This is a genomic window from Cellulomonas sp. NEAU-ZC6 (assembly GCF_056844425.1).
Map to the genome: position 1 here is coordinate 1090560 of NZ_JBXFYH010000001.1, position 17017 is coordinate 1107576.

Sequence of the window (17017 nt, forward strand, 5' to 3'; positions counted from 1 at the left end):
CGTCCGCTCGCCGGGCGACAGCGGGCCGCCGGAAGCGCACCCGGCCCGGACGCGGACCGGCCGCCGTCCCCGGGTGGGGGCGGCGGCCGGTGCGGTGGTGCGGGTGCTCGCTCAGTCGCGCGTGAGCTTGCGGTAGGTCACGCGGTGCGGGCGCGCGGCGTCGGCGCCGAGGCGGGCCACCTTGTTCTCCTCGTAGGAGGCGAAGTTGCCCTCGAACCAGTACCAGCTGGACGGGTTCTCCTCGGTGCCCTCGTAGGCCAGGATGTGGGTCGCCACCCGGTCGAGGAACCACCGGTCGTGGGACACCACGACGGCGCAGCCGGGGAACTCCAGCAGCGCGTTCTCCAGCGAGCCGAGGGTCTCGACGTCGAGGTCGTTGGTGGGCTCGTCGAGCAGCAGCAGGTTGCCGCCCTGCTTGAGGGTGAGCGCGAGGTTCAGGCGGTTGCGCTCACCACCGGACAGCACGCCCGCGGGCTTCTGCTGGTCGGGGCCCTTGAAGCCGAACGAGGCGACGTAGGCGCGGGACGGCATCTCGACGTTGCCGACCTTGATGAAGTCGAGCCCGTCGGACACGACCTCCCAGAGGGTCTTCTTCGGGTCGATGCCGCCGCGCGACTGGTCGACGTAGGAGATGGAGACGGTCTCGCCGACCTTGAGCTCGCCGCCGTCCAGGGGCTCCATGCCGACGATCGTCTTGAACAGCGTGGTCTTGCCGACGCCGTTCGGGCCGATGACGCCGACGATGCCGTTGCGCGGCAGCGTGAAGCTCAGGCCGTCGATGAGCTTGCGGTCGTCGAAGCCCTTCTCCAGGTCGTGGGCCTCGAGGACGACCGAGCCCAGGCGCGGGCCCGGCGGGATCTGGATCTCCTCGAAGTCGAGCTTCCTGGTGCGGTCGGCCTCGGCCGCCATCTCCTCGTAGCGGGCCAGACGGGCCTTGGACTTCGCCTGGCGGCCCTTGGCGCTGGACCGGACCCACTCGAGCTCGTCCTTCAGGCGCTTGGCGAGCTTGGCGTCCTTCTTGCCCTGCACCTCCATGCGGGCCTGCTTCTTCTCCAGGTAGGTGGAGTAGTTGCCCTCGTAGGGGTACAGGCGGCCGCGGTCGACCTCGCAGATCCACTCCGCGACGTGGTCGAGGAAGTACCGGTCGTGAGTGACGGCGAGGACGGCGCCGGGGTACGACGCGAGGTGCTGCTCGAGCCACAGCACGCTCTCGGCGTCCAGGTGGTTGGTGGGCTCGTCGAGCAGCAGCAGGTCGGGCTTCTCCAGCAGCAGCTTGCAGAGCGCGACGCGGCGGCGCTCACCACCGGACAGCACGGTGACGTCGGCGTCCGGCGGCGGGCAGCGCAGCGCGTCCATCGCCTGCTCGAGCTGGGCGTCGAGGTCCCAGGCGTCGGCGGCGTCGATGGCCTCCTGCAGGACGCCCATCTCGGCGAGCAGGGCGTCGAAGTCGGCGTCCGGCTCCGCCATCAGCGCGGAGATCTCGTTGAACCGGTCGATCTTGCCCTTGATCTCGGCGACGCCCTCCTGCACGTTGCCGAGGACGGTCTTCTCCTCGTTCAGCGGCGGCTCCTGCTGGAGGATGCCGACCGTGAAGCCGGGGCTGAGGCGCGCCTCGCCGTTGGAGGGCTGGTCCAGCCCGGCCATGATCTTGAGGATCGTCGACTTGCCCGCGCCGTTCGGTCCGACGACGCCGATCTTGGCGCCGGGCAGGAAGTTCAGCGAGACGTCGTCGAGGATGACCTTGTCGCCATGCGCCTTGCGCGCCTTGTACATGCTGTAGATGAACTCAGCCACTGGCTCTTCGTCCGCCTCGGTGCTCGTCGGGTGCTCGGGTGTCGTACGTCGCCGGCGGCCGGGGGCCGCGCCGGCCGCAGCCCGCGCGCCCCGGGTGGGGGCGCGTGCGGGCGGCGCCGGGCGACGTCGCGATCACCCAGCCTAGGCGATCGACGCCTCGGGGACACGGTCCCCCGGGTCCTCGTCCTCGAGCACCTGGGCGCCGGACACGTCCACCGGCAGGTCGTGGGCACCGCCGTCCGTCCCCGGACCCGCGGCCCCGGCGCCCGCACCTGCTCCCCCGGCACCCGCTGCGCCCTCGGCGCCCTCGGCGGGCGGGCCGTGCACGGTGCGCGTGAACCGCACCGTGCCGCGGCTCATGTCGTACCCGACCGACTCCGCCGTGATCTCCCCCGTCGTGCGCTGCTGCCCCTCGGGCGTCACCCAGTCGACCAGCCGCAGCCGACCGTGCACGACGACGGGCTCCCCGCGCCGGACGCACTCCGCCACGTTGAGCGCGAGCTGCCGGAACGCCTTCACCGTGAACCAGCTCGTGCCGCCGTCCACGTACGCGTCCTGCTCCCGGTCGTACACCCGCGGCGTGCTCGCCAGTCGGAACCGGGTGAACGGCACCTGCCCCTCGCCGCCGCGGTAGCAGACGGGGTCGCTGCCCACCAGGCCGATCACGGTGATGCCGAGCTCGTTGACCGCCACGCGTCCTCCTCGTCCGTGCCGGCACCCGGTCGGGCCGGCCGTGGGACGACGTTCCCGCGCCGCGACCGGCACGACCCGAGCGCGCGGGCCCTCGCTGGGGACGACCCGCAGCCACGCGGCCTGTGGACCACGCGGTGCCGCGTGACGACCCGGCTCAGCCCTCGCGCGCGCCGGCCGCGAGCTCGCGCACCCGCCGGTGGTCCGCCAGCACGGCGGACGTGGGCTCGGCCAGGCACCGGCGCGCCACGCCCTCCAGCGCCTCGCGCCCGTCGCGCCGCACGCGCTCGGCCCGTCGCAGCGCCGCCGACCGGCGGGCACGCACGGCCAGCACCGCGCACACGACGGCCAGCACGACCAGCCCGGCGGCGACCGGCCAGGCCAGACGCAGGGCGTCGGACACCCCGCCCGCGCCAAACGCCTGCCCGCCGCCGATGGCGGCCGCGGCGACCGCACCCGCCCCGAGGACGAAGGCCAGCACGGACAGCGTCGCGCCGAGCGCGGATCGCCGGGCGACGACGGCCACCCGGGACAGCGCCTCGTCGGCTGCCGAGCGGATCTCCTCGGTCTCCGCGAGCGCACCGCGCACGGACTCCGCCCACCGTCGCGGCAGCCGCGCGGTCACGGTGTCCGCCCACTGCCCGCGAGCGAGCGCGACGGACCCCGGCTGCACGGTGACGAACGACGGCACGGGGTCCTCGCTGCCGCGCACCACCGCGGCCACGGCGTCGGCGATGGCCGGCAGCCCGGCGGCCTGCGCGAGCGTCACCGCGACCGGCGTCACGTCGAGCACGTCGGCGGCGGGCTCCGCGTCGGCCACCTCGCCCTCGACCAGGCGCGCCGCGTCGGCGATCTCCGCCGAGGCCCGGCGCGCGGCGAGGCTCTGCCGGCCGACGACGGACGCGAGGGTGTCACGCATCTCCGCCACGCCCTCGCCGGTGCGGGCCGAGGTGGCGCGCACCTCGACGCCGGTCAGGCCGTCCTCGGCCAGCAGGCGGCCCACGTCCGTCTCCAGCGCGTCGCGCTGCTCCGGCGGCACGGTGTCGACCTGGTTCAGCACCACGAGCATCGCGCCCTCGTGCCCGACCAGCCGGCGCAGGTACCCGGAGTGCAGCGAGTCGTCCGCGTACTTCTGCGGGTCCACGACCCAGACGAGCAGGTCCGCCATCGGCAGCAGCCGGTCGACGGCCTCGCGGTGCGCCTCCTCGATGGAGTCGTGGTCCGGCAGGTCCAGCAGCACGAGGCCGCGCAGCGGCGCCTCGGTCTCGCCGTCGAGCGCGCTCTCCCGCTCGATCCGGCGGTCGGGGTCGACGTCCAGCCAGTCGAGCAGCGCGTCGCCGCCGGTGCCCCACACGCACGCCGCCGGCCGGGCGGTCGTCGGCCGCTTCACGCCGACCTCCGCGAAGTCGAGGCCGGCGACCGCGTTGAACAGGCTGGACTTGCCCGACCCGGTGCCGCCGAGCAGAGCGACGACCGTGTGGTCCACGCCCAGCGCGAGCCGGGCGCGGACGCGGTCGCCGATCACCCGCACCCGGGCGGCGGTCGCGGGGTCGACCCGGTCGCCGGCGACCGCGAGCGCCTCATCCAGCCGCGTGAGGCGGCGGGTCAGCACGGCGGTGTCGCTGCGGGGGTCGGCCTCGGCCGCGACCGCGCCGGCGTCCGCGGACGTGGTCGTGCCGACGACGGGCAGGTCCGCCTCGCGCGGGTCGGTCATGTCAGCCCCTTGATGACGGCGAGCCGCAGCCGCAGGGTGGAGGCCGCGTCCGCGGCCAGCTCCGGCCGGTCCAGCGCGGCCGCGACGGCGTCGCGCTCGCGCCCGGCCTGGTCGGCGGCGTGCTGGGCGAGCCGCTCGCGCAGCACGGTCACCGCGGCGGTGCCGCGCTCGCCGAGCAGGTCGGTCAGCATCCGGTCGGCCGCCTCGAGGCCCGCCGCGGCGGCGAGCGCGAGTGCGGCGAGGCCCTCGTCGCCCAGCGCCCGCCGCGCCGCGGCCGCGCGCTTCGTCGCCTTCGCGGCCGCACGCCGGGCGGCCCGGTCGGCGCCCGCGGGCGCGGTGACCGGCTCGGCGGTCGTCTCGTTCAGGACGTCGACGGCGCCGGCGACCCACTCGCGGGCGGCGCGCTCGACCTCGCGGGGCCGGTCGGCGGCGCGGTCCGTCGCGGACCAGGCCTCGGCGACCGATGCCCCGCCCGCGGGCCCGGCGACCAGGGCGTCGCGCAGCGAGCGCTCGGTGGCGGCGCCGACGGCGGCGAGCGTCGACCCGGCGGACGACACGAGGTCCTGCACCAGCGGCAGCACGGCGGTCGCCCGCTCCCGGCCGGTGCGGCGGGACCGGTCGACCCGGCCGGAACCGCGCAGCACGTCGGACAGCGGCGCCCCGGGCGCGGTCAGCTCGGCCCAGCGCGCCTGCGCCGAGCCCTGGGCCACGCCACCGCGGGTGACGGTGCGCCGCGCCTCGTCGGCGGGTGCGCGCACCGCGTCGTCCAGCGCCGCGGCGATCGCGGCCGCGGCGGAGGCCTGGGCGTCGACGGCCTCGGCGAGCTCGTCGACCCACGGCCGCAGCGCCGCCAGCGAGCCGCGCAGCGTTCGGGCGACGACGGTCCGGGCGCGGTCCGGACCGGCGAGCATCGTCAGCCACCGGGTGATCGGCGCGACGGTCGCGGGCTCCAGCAGCCCCTCGTGCGGGCCGAGGTCCGGCACGACGAACAGCGGCGAGCCCTGCATCCCGTGCCCGCGCAGCCGCTCCAGCAGGTCACCGCGGACCGTGGGGAGGGACGTCGGGTCGACGCGGTTCAGCACCATCGCCACCGACGCGCCGCGCGCCGTCGCCCCGCTGAGCACCCGCCAGGGCAGCGCGTCGCCGTAGCGGGCGGCGGTCGTGACGAACAGCCACAGGTCGGCGGCCTCGAGCAGCCGGTGCGCGGACCGGCGGTTGCCCGCGTCCACGGAGTCCAGGTCGGGTGCGTCCATCAGGGCGATGCCGCGCGGCACCTCGTCGGACGCCACGACGTCCACGGCGTCCGTGACCGGGTGCTCCGCCATGAGCTCGGCGTCCTCGGGGTGGTGCACCAGCACCGGCCGCCGGGTGGTCGGCCGCAGCACGCCGGCGAGGCTCACCTCGGACCCGACCAGCGAGTTCACCAGCGTCGACTTGCCCGCGCCGGTCGAGCCCGCGACCACCACGATCGCCGGTGCGGTGAGCTGCCGCAGGCGCGGCACGAGGTGGTCGGCCAGCTGGTCGACCAGCCGGGTCCGGGACGCGCGGCTGACCTCGACACCGGGCACGTCCAGCGGGAAAGCGGTCGCCCGCACGTCCCGCTCCAGGTCCCGGATCGCGTCGAGCAGGGACGTGGCGGCCAGCGGCCGGTCGAGGATGTCCCTCGCGGCCGAGCCTGCCGCCTGCGCGTTCACCCCGTCATCCTCTCGTGTGAACGCAACCGCGGCCAAACGCCCGCGCCGTGTGACCTGCGACGGTGTCCGCCGATCGCCCCGCACGACCGTCCGCCGCGCCGCGTAGGCTGGTGCGCCGACCGGCGGACGCGCGCCGCCGGCCGCGCCTCCATAGCTCAATGGATAGAGCAACGGCCTTCTAATCCGTCGGTTGCAGGTTCGAGTCCTGCTGGGGGCACCACCCCTCCGCCGAGGTGGAGCGACCGGCACGAGGTGCTGCCGGACACCGCTCGACCTCGGCCGGGACGCCTACCTCGACGAGCGAGAACCGGGGTCAGACCACCTCGAACGTCGCCCGGAGCAGGTCCGCGGCCTTCGACGACCGCCCCACGCGCACCTCGAATGCCCCGGCCTCCACGACCCGCTCCCCCGCCGCGTCGACGATCGTGCAGTCCGCGACCGCCAGGTCCAGCGTCACCTCGACGGACGCCCCCGGCGCGAGGTCCACCTGCCGGTACCCCTTGAGCTCCTGATCGGCCCACGACGCCGACGTGAACGTGTCCGACACGTACAGCTGCACGGTCTCCCGCGCCGGCCGCGTCCCGGTGTTCGCCAGGGTGACGGTGGCCCGCACCGTGTCACCGACCGAGGCCGACTCCCGATCGAGCCGCAGGTCCGCGTACTCCACGGTCGTGTAGGACAGCCCCTCCCCGAACGCGAACGCCGGCTGCTGGGTGAGGTCGGCGTACCGGTCGCCGTGCTGGCCGCGGATCTGGTTGTAGTAGGTCGGCTGCTGCCCGGCGTGCCGGGCGAACGAGATGGGCAGCCGGCCCGACGGCTCCGTGAGGCCCAGCAGCACCTCGGCGACGGCCGCGCCGCCCTGCATGCCGGGGTTCGCCACCCACAGCACCGCCTCGGCCCCGAGCGCGGAGTCCGGCAGCACCAGCGGCTTGGACGCGAGCAGCACCACGACCAGCGGCGTCCCGGTGGCCGCGAGCGCGTCGAGCAGCGCGACCTGGCCGCCGACCAGCTCCAGGGTCGCGGTGGACCGGCCCTCGCCGACCAGCTCGATCCGGTCGCCGACGACGGCCACGACGTAGTCCGCGTCCTGGGCGGCGGCGACGGCCTCGGCGATCATCGCCTCGTCCGGGGCGACGGGCACGCCGATGTCGGGGCGCGGCTGGCCGTCGGGGTAGAGCGGGCCGGCCGGGTCGGGCACCAGGTCGACGATGTCGGCGCCGGGGCTGTGCGTGACCGCCCACCCGACGGGTGCGGCGGCGCGCAGGCCGTCCAGCACGGTGACGATCATGTCCCGCGGGTGCCCCTCGGGCAGCCAGTCGGCCTGCCCCGAGTTGCCGGCCCAGTCGCCCAGGGTCGACTCGTGGTCGTCGGCGAGCGGGCCGACGACGGCCACCCGGCGGGGCGTCGGGTCGCCGCCGGCGGCGTGCACGGCCGCAGGAGCGGGCACGCCGCCGCCGTCGACGACCCGTCCCGCGGCGCCCGGGACGCCGGAGAAGCCGCCGGCGAGCGGCAGCACCCCGGAGTTCCGCAGCAGCACGACCGAGCGCCGGGCGACCTCCAGGTTGAGGTCGGCGTGCGCAGCGGCGCCGACGACCGGCGCCTGCGCCGTGACGTCCGGCCGGCGCGGGTCCTCGAACAGCCCGAGCCGGAACTTCAGCGTGAGGATGCGGCTCACGGCAGCGTCCAGCTCGGCCTCGGCCAGCAGGCCGGACTCGATCGCCTCGAGGGCGCCGTCGAAGAACCCCGGCGTCGTCATCACCATGTCGTTGCCCGCCTGCACCGCGGCCGCGGCGGCGTGGGCGTAGTCGGGCTGGACCTTCTGCTCCCAGACCATGCGGCCGACGTTGTCCCAGTCGGTGATCAGGGTGCCGGTGTAGCCCCACTCGCCGCGCAGCACGTCGTTCAGCAGCCAGTCGTTGACCGTGATCGGCACGCCGTCCATGGTCTGGTAGCCGAGCATGAAGGTGGCGCAGCCCTCGCGGGCGACGCGCTCGAACGGCGGCAGGAACCAGGACCGCAGCTTGCGTCGCGAGATGTCCGCCTCGGAGGCGTCCCGCCCGCCCTGGGTCTCGGAGTACCCCGCGAAGTGCTTGGCGGTCGCGAGGATCGCGGTCGGGTCGTCGAGGCCGGTGCCCTGGTAGCCGCGGACCATCGCGGACGCGAGCTCGCCGATGAGGAACGGGTCCTCGCCGAAGGTCTCGTCCACGCGGCCCCAGCGCAGGTCGCGGGCGATGCAGAGCACCGGGCTGAACGTCCAGTGCACGCCGGTGGTGGCGGCCTCGCGGGCGGTGACCCGGGCGACCTGCTCGACCAGGTCGACGTCCCAGGACGCCGCCATGCCGAGCTGGGTCGGGAAGATCGTCGACCCGGCGAAGAACGAGTGCCCGTGGATGCAGTCCTCGCCGACCAGCAGCGGGATGCGCAGCCGGGTCTCGGCCGTCAGGTCGTGGGCGTGCGCCAGCCGCTCGGGCGACGCGTGCAGGATCGAGCCCACGTGCTTGCGCAGGATGTCGTCCGCGTAGTCGCCCCGGGCGTCGAGCTGGAGCATCTGCCCGACCTTCTCCTCGGCGGTCATCCGGGCGAGCAGGTCCTGCACGCGGTCGGCGACGGGGAGGCTGGCGTCGAGATAGCTGGCAGTCATCAGGTGGTCGGTCCTTGCGTCGTGTTCGAGGTGACGGCGGTGACGCCGGCGGTGGTGTCGAGGCCCTTGCGGCGCATCGCGCGGGCGAGTTCTCCGGCAGAACGCAGCCGCGGGTTGATGTACTCGTCGATGCCGAAGTTCAGCAGTGCCAGCGCGACACCGATCGCCGCGATGCACAGCCCCGGCGGCAGGAACCACCACCACTGGTTCTGGGTGAAGGCCCCCTGGGCCGAGGCCCAGTTCAAGATCGTGCCCCAGTTGTACGCGTTGACCGGGATGACGCCGATGTAGGACAGCGTGGTCAGCCCGAGGATCGCCGCGGTGACCGAGCCGACGAACGACGACGCGATCAGAGCCGTGAGGTTGGGCAGCATCTCGACCCCGATGATGCGACGCAGCGGCTCGCCGTTGAGCCGCGCGGCCTGGACGAAGTCGCGGTTGCGCAGCGACATCGTCTGGGCCCGCAGCACCCGCGCGCCCCATCCCCACCCGAGGATCCCGAGGATCGCGGCGACCACCCACAGCGGGGGGTTGGTGAACCGCGAGGCGATGATGATCAGGATCGGGATGCCCGGGATGACGAGGAAGACGTTCGCCAGCGCCGACAGGGCCTCGGACCGCCACCCCGACAGGTAGCCGGCCAGGACGCCGATGACGATGGCGATCGCCATCGAGATCAGCGAGGTGAGCGCACCGACGACGACCACCCCGCGGGTGCCGTGGACCACCTGGCTCAGGACGTCCTCGCCGAGGTGCGTCGTGCCGAACCAGTGCGTGCTGCTCGGCGGTTGCAGCCGGGCCGTCGCGTCGATCTGCGTCGGGGAGAACGGTGCGAGCTGGTCGGCGAAGACCGCGACGAGCACGAAGACCGCGAGGATCGACAGGCCGGCGATCGACTTGCCGTTGCGGAACATCGCGAGGGCCGCGCCGAACCGGGCGCCACGGCCCGGAGGAGTCAGCTGCGTGGTCGACATCTCTCAGGCCTCCGACTGGCGGGTACGGGGATCGAGGACCGCGTAGGCGACGTCCGCGAGGATGTTGGCGATCAGGACGGCCAGCACGATCACCAGGAACCCGCCCTGCATGAGCGCGTAGTCCTTGGCGTTCGTGGCGTCCAGGAGCATCTTGCCGACGCCCGGGTAGGAGAAGACCTGCTCGACGATGATCGCGCCGCCGACGATGAAGCCGATCGACAGGGCGAACGACTGGATCTGCGGCAGGACGGCGTTGCGCGCGGCGTAGCGCCACAGGACGCGCCGGTTCGGCATGCCCTTGGCCTGCGCGACGGTGACGTAGTCCTCGTCGAGGACCGTGAGCATCATGTTGCGCATGCCGAGCATCCAGCCGCCGAGCGAGGCGACGACGATCGTGGCCAGCGGCAGGGCCCCGTGCGTGATCACCTGCCCGGCGAACTCGAGCGTCAGGCCCGGCGTGGTGCCGATCCCGTAGGCCTTGCCGATGGGGAACCAACCGAGCGTGACGGCGAAGACCGAGATCGCCATCAGCCCGATCCAGAAGTACGGGACGGTGGACAGGAAGGTCGTGACCGGGATGAGCGCCTCCAGGCGCGACCCGCGCCGCCAGCCGACGATCGCGCCGCCGACGGTGCCGATCAGGAAGGAGAGCACGGTCGCCAGCCCGATCAGGCCCACGGTCCACGGCAGCGCGTTCGCGATGACCTGGCCGACCGGCTGCAGGCCGTGCGTGATGGCCACGCCGAGGTCGCCGCGGGCCAGCATCGCCAGGTAGTCCACGTACTGCTGCCACAGCGTCCGGTCGGAGTCCAGGCCGAGCAGGGCGCGCAGCGCGTCGGCCGCCTCCGGGGACATCCCGCGGTTGCGGGCGAGGTAGTTGTCGACCGCGTCACCCTTCATCAGGCGGGGCACGAAGAAGTTGATGGTGACCGCGGCCCACAGGGTGAACAGGTAGAACGCGACGCGTCGGCCGATGAACCGCCAGGGGACCCTCGGCCGGGCCCTCGAGGCCCGGGTCGCGGTCGTCCCGTCGGCGACCACGTCGGTCTCCGGCGTGCTGAGCGTGGTCATCGCGCACCTCCGGCGCTGTCGGCGAAGAAGCGCTCCGGGTCGGGGGACGCCCCTCGGAGCTCGCGGGTGTACGGGTGCCGCGGGCGCAGGATGACCTCGTCGGCGGAGCCGTGCTCGACGATCCGTCCCTGGTTGAGCACGATGATCTCGTCCGAGAAGTACCGGGCCGTGGCGAGGTCGTGGGTGATGTAGAGCACCCCGAGCCCGTCCTGGGCCTGGATGTCGGACAGCAGGGAGAGGACCCCCATCCGCAGGGACACGTCCAGCATCGAGACCGGCTCGTCCGCGACGAGCAGCGCCGGGCGCGGGGCCAGGGCCCGGGCGATGGCGACCCGCTGACGCTGGCCCCCGGACAGCTCGTGGGGCCGGCGGTCGACGACGGCCCCCCCGTCGAGGTGGACCCTGGCCAGCAGACGGTGCACCTCGGCGTCGATCTGCTCCCTCGGCACGACCCCGGAGAGCGCGAGCGGGCGTTCGATGTGGTGGCGGATCGAGTGGTACGGGTTCAGCGACGCGAACGGGTCCTGGAAGACCATCCGCAGCTGCTGGCGGTAGGCGCGCAGCGCCGCGCCCCGGGACGGGACCGGCCTGCCGTCGAGGAGCACCTGCCCGCTGGTGGGCCGCTCCATCTGGGTGAGGATCTTGGCGACGGTCGACTTGCCGGAGCCGGACTGCCCCACCATGCCGATGGTCTGCCCGCTCGCGAGCGTGAACGACACGTCCTGGAGGGCGACGACCGCCCCCGCGCCCCGGACGCGGTAGGTCTTGGAGACGCCTCGGACGTCGATCGACGTCATCGGGCCACCTCGCGCTCGGCCGTCAGGCGGGGGAAGGACGACAGCAGGGTCCTGGTGTAGTCGTGGCGCGGTCGGAACCAGATGTTCGCCGCGGTGTCGATCTCGACGATCTTCCCGGCGCGCATGATCGCGATGCGGTCGGAGATCTCCAGCAGCAGCGGCAGGTCGTGCGTGATGAAGACCACCGAGAACCCGAACGCCTCGCGCAGCCGGGTGATCTCCCGCAGGATCTCCCGCTGCACCAGGACGTCCAGCGCCGTCGTCGGCTCGTCCATGACCACGAGCTGCGGGCGCAGGGCGAGCGCCATGGCGATCATGATGCGCTGGCGCATCCCGCCGGACAGCTCGTGGGGGTAGCTCCTGATGCGCGCCGCGCCGACCTTGACGATCTCGAGCAGCTCGACGACCGCGGCGGTGCGTGCGGACCTGGACATCGCGGGCCGGTGCACCTCGAAGACGTCGGCGAGCTGGGCACCGACCGTCGCCACCGGGTTCAGGGCGCTCATCGCGCCCTGGAAGACCATGGAGATCTTGTCCCACCGGAACGCCATCAGCGCGTCGGCGCTCAGGGCGAGGAGGTCGGTGTCGCTGCCGTCGGCGTCGTGCCAGGTCACCGAACCCCCGGGAATGACGGCCGGGGGCCTGAGCAGGCGCTGGACGCCGTAGGCGAGGGTGGTCTTGCCGCACCCGGACTCGCCGGCGAGCCCGAGCACCTCACCCCGGTGGACGGTGAGGGACACGTCCTGGACCGCGTCCACGGGTGCGGCGGTCTCGTAGCGGACCGAGAAGTCGCGGACCGACAGGAGGGGGTCGCTCATCTGTGAGGTCTCCTTGCGTGAGGGCGCCAGGGGCGGCCGCGGCCGCCCCTGGCGCGGGATCACTCGACGGGCTCGAGCGTGCTCAGGACGAGCGCGACCTCGGGCTGGGTCGGGTCGGCCGAGGCGTACATGTCCGCCTCGGTCGGCCACCCGGTGTAGCTGCGCTCGTTGAACAGGCCCAGCAGCGGGTGCGAGCCCAGCGGGATCGCCGGCACGTCCCGGGCGAACGCCTGCTGCAGCGTCGTCATCGCGGCGGCGCGGTCGGCGTCGTTGTCGGTGCTCGCGTAGGTGTTCAGCGCCGCGTCGACCTCGGGGTCGCGGTAGCGGCCGAAGTTGAAGTCGGCGTTCTCCACGCCGGCGTCGTCGGTCGTGATCCACCGGGTGCCCATGATGGAGTCGTAGACGCCCCAGGCGCCCTCGCCGTCGAGCCAGTGGATGATCGCGTCGAAGTTCCCCGTCTTGCGGGCCTCGTCCCAGCCGCCCCAGTCGGGCTGCTCGATCGTGACCTCGATACCGAGCTCCTTCATCTGCTCGGAGAGCAGCGCCTGCTCGGTGTTCCAGTCGGTCCACCCGGCGGGGACCGAGACCGCGAAGGTGACCGGTTCGCCGTCCGGGTCGACGAGGGCGTCCCCGACTCCCGTGTAGCCGGCCTCCGTCAGGATGGACGTCGCCTTGTCGAGGTCGACCTCGTAGGTCTCGCCCGCGAGCTCGTCGACGACGTCCTGCTCCAGGGACGGGCCGAGGCCGGTCACCGAGTCCACGACGGCCGAGGCGCCCTCCCGGGCGATCTCGACGTAGGCGTCGCGGTCGACGGTCCAGGCGAGCGCCTCGCGCAGCGCCACGTCGTCGAAGGGCTTGCGGGTGAGGTTGAGGAACAGCGTCCCCGCGCCGGCGGTCGGGGTCACCAGGTAGCGGTTCGCCGGGTCCTTGTCGAGAAAGGTCTCCTGGACCTGCGGCAGGAACGCCTGCGCCCAGTCCGCCTCGCCGGTGGTCAGGGCCGTGGCCAGCGCGGAGTTGTCGCCGTAGGAGACGTAGTGCAGCTCCGGGACGGCGAGGTCCCCGTCCCAGTAGTCCGGGTTGGCCGTGAGCGTCACCGACTCCGTCGACCAGCTCGACAGGACGTACGGACCGGTCCCGACGGCCTCGCCCTCGCCGGCGAGCGCCGCGGTCGCCGGGTCGTCGAGGGTGTCCCAGATGTGCTGGGGGACGATCGGGACGTGCAGCACCGTGCCGCGCTTGACGAACTTGGAGTTGCCGAACCTCAGCGTCGCCTGGTTCCCGTCGACGTCGGCGCCCAGGTAGTCCAGCGCCGCGGTGTCGGTGAGCCGCCCGTCGAGGTACATGTCGAACGTGCCGACGATGTCGTCGATGGTGAACGGCTCGCCGTCGTGCCAGGTCACCCCGTCACGCGCGGTGACGGTGAGCTCGGTGTAGTCCGCGTTCCACTCCAGCTCCGAGGCCAGGCGGGGCGTGACGACGCTCGAGTCCGCGGTGTTGACCAGCGCCATCGTCTCGAACATGGCGTAGCGGTAGCCGTACATGCTGGCCGAGCTGTCCCCCAGGAACGGGTTGTTCGACTCGGTGGTGATCGCGCCGTCCGGCTTCGCGATGGTCAGCGCGGCACCGGCGCCGCCGGCCGAGGCGCTCTCCCCGCCTCCCGGTTCTCCGGAGCAGGCCGTCAGCGCCAGCGCGGCGGCCACGCCGAGCGCGATCGCGGGGAACTTCACCCTCATGGTTTCTCCTTCGAAACGAGGCGCCCGCTAAGGACGCCTCTGAGGTCGCGCCGCGTCGTCGCGGTCGCGCTGCGCGAAACGTTACTACACTGTCAGTAAGTAAAATCCAGCCCCGGCAGCAGCCGTGACCAAGTCGTGACCCGCGCCGGCCCGCGTGGGCGGCGCCGCTAGGGTTGGCGGCGTGCCGAGGGCGCGACACGAGGATGCGAGGGACGGATGAGCACCACGAGGCGCGCACCGCGGGCCCGGCCGGAGACCCTGGCCAAGCGCGCCGAGATCCTGCGCGCCGCGACCGCCACCTTCGGCGCCAAGGGCTACAACCGGGGGCCGCTCACGGAGATCGCCGACCAGGTCGGCATGACGCACGCCGGGATCCTGCACCACTTCGGGTCCAAGGACCAGCTCCTCCTCGAGGTGCTGAAGTTCCGCGACCAGACCGACGTCGAGGGCCTGCAGGACCAGCGGATGCCGGACGGCATGGACCGGTTCCGGCACCTGGTGCGCACCGCGTTCGCGAACGAGAGCCGCCACGGCATCGTCCAGGCCTACGCGGTGCTGTCCGCGGAGTCCGTGACCGACGACCACCCCGGTCGCGCGTACTTCGAGGACCGGTACCGCACCCTGCGCCAGGACCTCCGCGACGCGTTCGAGGACGTCTGCGCCGAGCGCGGGATCACCGTGCCCGCGACCGTCGACCGGGCCGCCGCGTCCATCCTCGCCGTGATGGACGGGCTGCAGGTCCAGTGGCTGCTCGCGCGGGACGACGTGGAGCTCGCCGAGGCGAGCGCGTTCGCGATCGAGGCGCTGGTGTCGGCGGTGCTGGACCCGCGGCCGTCGCCGCTGGGCGAGGCGCGCACGGGCGCCGCCGACGCCGGGACCGCCGGCGCGTGACGGCCTCACCCGCGCGACCGGGAACAAAGCGGGCGGCCCGCTCGTCGTTGCTGGCATGACGACACCGACCCCCGCCGGCGCCGGCCCCGCCGAGGGCCCCGCGCCGACCGAGGGCCTCGCCGCCGAGATCGCCGCGGGCGAGCGCACCGACACCGGCGCCCACCGCGCGCTCGCCCGGCTGCGCGCGCGGGTGGAGAAACGGCCGTGGCTGCGGCTCACCTACAAGATCGTGGTGACGACCGTCGGCGCGACCGTGGTGCTCGCGGGCATCGCGATGCTGGTGCTGCCCGGGCCGGGCTGGCTCGCGATCTTCCTCGGGCTCGGGATCCTCGGGACCGAGTTCGCCGTCATCCAGCGGTTCAACCACCGGCTCAAGGCGCTGGTGCTGCGGTACTGGCACCGGTTGCGCGAGCGCCGCGCCCGTCGGGCGGCTGAGCGTCGCGGCACCGCCGAGCGCCGGGCGACCACGGCCGGCCGGGGCTCCCCCACCGCCTGAGGGCGCCTCAGCCCGCCTCGTTGCCGCAGGCCTCCGACGGATCGACCACCGGGTTCTGCGCCTGCAGCCGGTTCTCCGGGTCGAGCGCGCCGAGCACCGCGAGCGCGATCGCGTCCAGCTGGGTCATCTGCTCGGGGGTCAGCCGGTCGACCACCAGCCGGCGCACCTCCCCCACGTGCGACGGCGCCGTGGCGACGACCTTCTGCCAGCCCTGCTCGGTCAGCGACGCGAGCGTCGCCCGCCGGTCGTCCTCCGACCGGGTGCGCGTGAGGTAGCCGCGGGCCTCCAGCCGGGCGGCCACGTGCGACAGCCGCGGCAGGGTCGCGTTGGTGCTGGCCGCCAGGCCGCTCATCCGCAGCGTGCGGCCGGGCGCCTCGGAGAGCTTCGCCAGCACCAGGTAGTCGTAGTGCGAGAGGTCGGCGTCGCGCTGCAGCTGGTGGTCCAGCGCGGCCGGGAGCAGCTCCGCGACCGCCTCCAGGCGCATCCAGGCCTGCAGCTCGCGCGCGCTGAGCCAGCGGGGGTCGTCGGTCATGGACCCATCCTACCCAATGGTTGACGCTTCAATGGAACGCCGAGGCTCGGAGCGGCCGCCGGGATATTCGCGTGACCGGGCGGGTGCGCCGCTGGCACCGTGGGGTTCACCGCGCGGTGCGTCCCCGGGGCCCGGCCAGGCCCCACTCCCGGCTTCACGCAGAGGACCCACCACCATGCACCCCACGCTCACCTACGACCTGATCCAGGCGGACCACCGCGAGCGCCTCGAGACGGCCCGGCTGCTGTCCCGGCACACCGTGTCGCGGGCCACGGCCAGACCCGGCACCGAGTCCCGCGGTCGCCCGCCGGAACGCGTCCGCCAGCCGCGCCTGCGGCTGCTCCTGGCCGCGACCACCGCGGTCGGCGCGATCCGGTGACCCGCAGCACCCGCACCGCACGCGACGAGCCCGCCGGACCACCGTCCGGCGGGCTCTCTCGTACCCTGTCCGGGTGAGCACCCTGAACAACGGCAACGGCAGCGCCGACCGGATCGTGTGGATCGACTGCGAGATGACCGGCCTGGACTCCGTCCAGGACGCCCTCGTGGAGGTCGCCGCCGTCGTGACCGACTCCGAGCTCAACGTGCTCGGCGAGGGCGTCGACGTCATCATCGCCCCGCCGGCCGGGGCGCTGGAGCAGATGGGCGACTTCGTCCGCACCATGCACACGACCTCGGGCCTGCTCACCGAGCTCGCCGGCGGCACCACGCTCGCCGACGCGCAGGAGCAGGTGCTCGCGTACGTGCGGCAGTGGGTCCCGGAGCCGGGCAAGGCGCCGCTGGCCGGCAACTCCGTCGGCACCGACAAGGTCTTCCTGGACCGCGACATGCCGGAGCTGGTCGCGCACCTGCACTACCGGATCATCGACGTCTCCTCGATCAAGGAGCTCGCCCGTCGCTGGTACCCGCGGGTGTACTTCGCCTCGCCCAAGAAGAACGGCGGCCACCGCGCGCTCGCCGACATCCTGGAGAGCATCGACGAGCTCCGGTACTACCGCGCGGCCCTGCTCGTCGCGCAGCCGGGGCCGGACTCCAAGACGGCGAAGGCCGTCGCGGAGCAGATCCAGGCCACGTCGGTGGCGGCCGCGCACCGCGGGACGACCGCCACGTCCTGAGGACCCCGGAACACCCGGTATGCTTGTCGACGGCCCCGGAGGTTTCCTCCGGGCATG

The 17017-nt window shown here is 73.6% G+C and carries 15 protein-coding genes and 1 tRNA gene; 5 read left to right on the forward strand and 11 right to left on the reverse strand.

Annotated elements, in window-relative coordinates; all coding sequences use genetic code 11:
- Nucleotides 1-111: 111 nt before the first annotated feature.
- The 4 genes from ettA to AC1050_RS05050 all read right to left on the reverse strand — a co-directional run bounded on the left by ettA (nt 112) and on the right by AC1050_RS05050 (nt 5892).
- On the reverse strand, nt 112-1794 hold the full coding sequence (ettA, locus tag AC1050_RS05035) for an energy-dependent translational throttle protein EttA (protein WP_482386271.1): 1683 nt from the start codon (nt 1792-1794) through the stop codon (nt 112-114).
- Nucleotides 1795-1935: 141 nt separating this feature from the next.
- A complete protein-coding gene (locus AC1050_RS05040; RefSeq protein WP_482386272.1) occupies nt 1936-2487 on the reverse strand; it encodes a single-stranded DNA-binding protein in 552 nt (183 codons plus the stop codon).
- A gap of 154 nt (nt 2488-2641) precedes the next feature.
- A complete protein-coding gene (locus tag AC1050_RS05045; RefSeq protein WP_482386273.1) occupies nt 2642-4198 on the reverse strand; it encodes a GTPase in 1557 nt (518 codons plus the stop codon).
- Nucleotides 4195-5892 carry a dynamin family protein gene (locus tag AC1050_RS05050; protein ID WP_482386274.1) on the reverse strand — a complete coding sequence of 566 codons (1698 nt, stop codon included), beginning with the start codon at nt 5890-5892 and terminating at the stop codon, nt 4195-4197. Before AC1050_RS05050 ends, AC1050_RS05045 begins: the two co-directional genes overlap by 4 nt.
- Nucleotides 5893-6036: 144 nt before the next feature.
- On the opposite strand from AC1050_RS05050, the gene AC1050_RS05055 reads away from it, so the two are divergent.
- Nucleotides 6037-6112 (forward strand) — tRNA-Arg (locus tag AC1050_RS05055).
- Between the two features lie 93 nt (nt 6113-6205).
- On the opposite strand, the gene AC1050_RS05060 is transcribed toward AC1050_RS05055, so the two are convergent.
- Genes AC1050_RS05060 through AC1050_RS05085 form a run of 6 tightly spaced genes read right to left on the reverse strand, consistent with a single transcriptional unit; the run spans nt 6206 to nt 13926 of the window.
- Nucleotides 6206-8533, reverse strand: coding sequence for an exo-beta-d-1,3/1,6-glucosidase (locus AC1050_RS05060; protein WP_482386275.1), 2328 nt, complete (start codon nt 8531-8533; stop codon nt 6206-6208).
- Nucleotides 8533-9507, reverse strand: coding sequence for an ABC transporter permease (locus tag AC1050_RS05065; protein WP_482386276.1), 975 nt, complete (start codon nt 9505-9507; stop codon nt 8533-8535). Before AC1050_RS05065 ends, AC1050_RS05060 begins: the two co-directional genes overlap by 1 nt.
- Before the next feature lie 3 nt (nt 9508-9510).
- Nucleotides 9511-10578: an ABC transporter permease gene (locus AC1050_RS05070; protein ID WP_482386277.1), complete on the reverse strand. Its 1068-nt coding sequence runs from the start codon at nt 10576-10578 to the stop codon at nt 9511-9513.
- Nucleotides 10575-11375: an ABC transporter ATP-binding protein gene (locus AC1050_RS05075; protein ID WP_482386278.1), complete on the reverse strand. Its 801-nt coding sequence runs from the start codon at nt 11373-11375 to the stop codon at nt 10575-10577. Before AC1050_RS05075 ends, AC1050_RS05070 begins: the two co-directional genes overlap by 4 nt.
- Nucleotides 11372-12193, reverse strand: coding sequence for an ABC transporter ATP-binding protein (locus tag AC1050_RS05080; protein WP_482386279.1), 822 nt, complete (start codon nt 12191-12193; stop codon nt 11372-11374). Before AC1050_RS05080 ends, AC1050_RS05075 begins: the two co-directional genes overlap by 4 nt.
- A 59-nt stretch (nt 12194-12252) precedes the next feature.
- A complete protein-coding gene (locus AC1050_RS05085) occupies nt 12253-13926 on the reverse strand; it encodes an ABC transporter substrate-binding protein (RefSeq protein WP_482386280.1) in 1674 nt (557 codons plus the stop codon).
- Nucleotides 13927-14142: 216 nt separating this feature from the next.
- Between AC1050_RS05085 and AC1050_RS05090 the strand changes: the two genes are divergently transcribed.
- Together AC1050_RS05090 and AC1050_RS05095 are read left to right on the forward strand one after the other, a co-directional pair.
- Nucleotides 14143-14817: a TetR/AcrR family transcriptional regulator gene (locus AC1050_RS05090; protein WP_482386281.1), complete on the forward strand. Its 675-nt coding sequence runs from the start codon at nt 14143-14145 to the stop codon at nt 14815-14817.
- A 55-nt stretch (nt 14818-14872) separates the two neighbouring features.
- A complete protein-coding gene (locus AC1050_RS05095) occupies nt 14873-15313 on the forward strand; it encodes a PGPGW domain-containing protein (RefSeq protein ID WP_482386282.1) in 441 nt (146 codons plus the stop codon).
- Between the two features lie 7 nt (nt 15314-15320).
- Here AC1050_RS05095 and AC1050_RS05100 read toward each other — a convergent pair whose 3' ends face one another.
- On the reverse strand, nt 15321-15845 hold the full coding sequence (locus AC1050_RS05100; protein WP_482386283.1) for a MarR family winged helix-turn-helix transcriptional regulator: 525 nt from the start codon (nt 15843-15845) through the stop codon (nt 15321-15323).
- 175 nt (nt 15846-16020) lie between these two features.
- Here AC1050_RS05100 and AC1050_RS05105 point away from each other — a divergent pair, with 175 nt between their 5' ends.
- Both AC1050_RS05105 and orn read left to right on the forward strand, forming a co-directional pair.
- A complete protein-coding gene (locus AC1050_RS05105) occupies nt 16021-16224 on the forward strand; it encodes a hypothetical protein (protein WP_482386284.1) in 204 nt (67 codons plus the stop codon).
- A 73-nt stretch (nt 16225-16297) separates the two neighbouring features.
- Nucleotides 16298-16960 (forward strand): oligoribonuclease, encoded by a 663-nt coding sequence (orn, locus tag AC1050_RS05110; protein WP_482386285.1) that lies wholly within the window; start codon nt 16298-16300, stop codon nt 16958-16960.
- The last annotated feature ends 57 nt before the right edge of the window (nt 16961-17017 follow it).

Excerpts from the sequence above, each read along its gene's own strand:
- AC1050_RS05045 (WP_482386273.1), bottom strand. The coding sequence starts at position 4,198 with ATGACCGACCCGCGCGAGGCGGACCTGCCCGTCGTCGGCACGACCACG.
- AC1050_RS05060 (WP_482386275.1), bottom strand. The coding sequence starts at position 8,533 with ATGACTGCCAGCTATCTCGACGCCAGCCTCCCCGTCGCCGACCGCGTG.
- AC1050_RS05065 (WP_482386276.1), bottom strand. The coding sequence starts at position 9,507 with ATGTCGACCACGCAGCTGACTCCTCCGGGCCGTGGCGCCCGGTTCGGC.
- AC1050_RS05070 (WP_482386277.1), bottom strand. The coding sequence starts at position 10,578 with ATGACCACGCTCAGCACGCCGGAGACCGACGTGGTCGCCGACGGGACG.
- AC1050_RS05075 (WP_482386278.1), bottom strand. The coding sequence starts at position 11,375 with ATGACGTCGATCGACGTCCGAGGCGTCTCCAAGACCTACCGCGTCCGG.
- AC1050_RS05080 (WP_482386279.1), bottom strand. The coding sequence starts at position 12,193 with ATGAGCGACCCCCTCCTGTCGGTCCGCGACTTCTCGGTCCGCTACGAG.
- AC1050_RS05085 (WP_482386280.1), bottom strand. The coding sequence starts at position 13,926 with ATGAGGGTGAAGTTCCCCGCGATCGCGCTCGGCGTGGCCGCCGCGCTG.
- AC1050_RS05090 (WP_482386281.1), top strand. The coding sequence starts at position 14,143 with ATGAGCACCACGAGGCGCGCACCGCGGGCCCGGCCGGAGACCCTGGCC.
- AC1050_RS05095 (WP_482386282.1), top strand. The coding sequence starts at position 14,873 with ATGACGACACCGACCCCCGCCGGCGCCGGCCCCGCCGAGGGCCCCGCG.
- AC1050_RS05100 (WP_482386283.1), bottom strand. The coding sequence starts at position 15,845 with ATGACCGACGACCCCCGCTGGCTCAGCGCGCGCGAGCTGCAGGCCTGG.
- AC1050_RS05105 (WP_482386284.1), top strand. The coding sequence starts at position 16,021 with ATGCACCCCACGCTCACCTACGACCTGATCCAGGCGGACCACCGCGAG.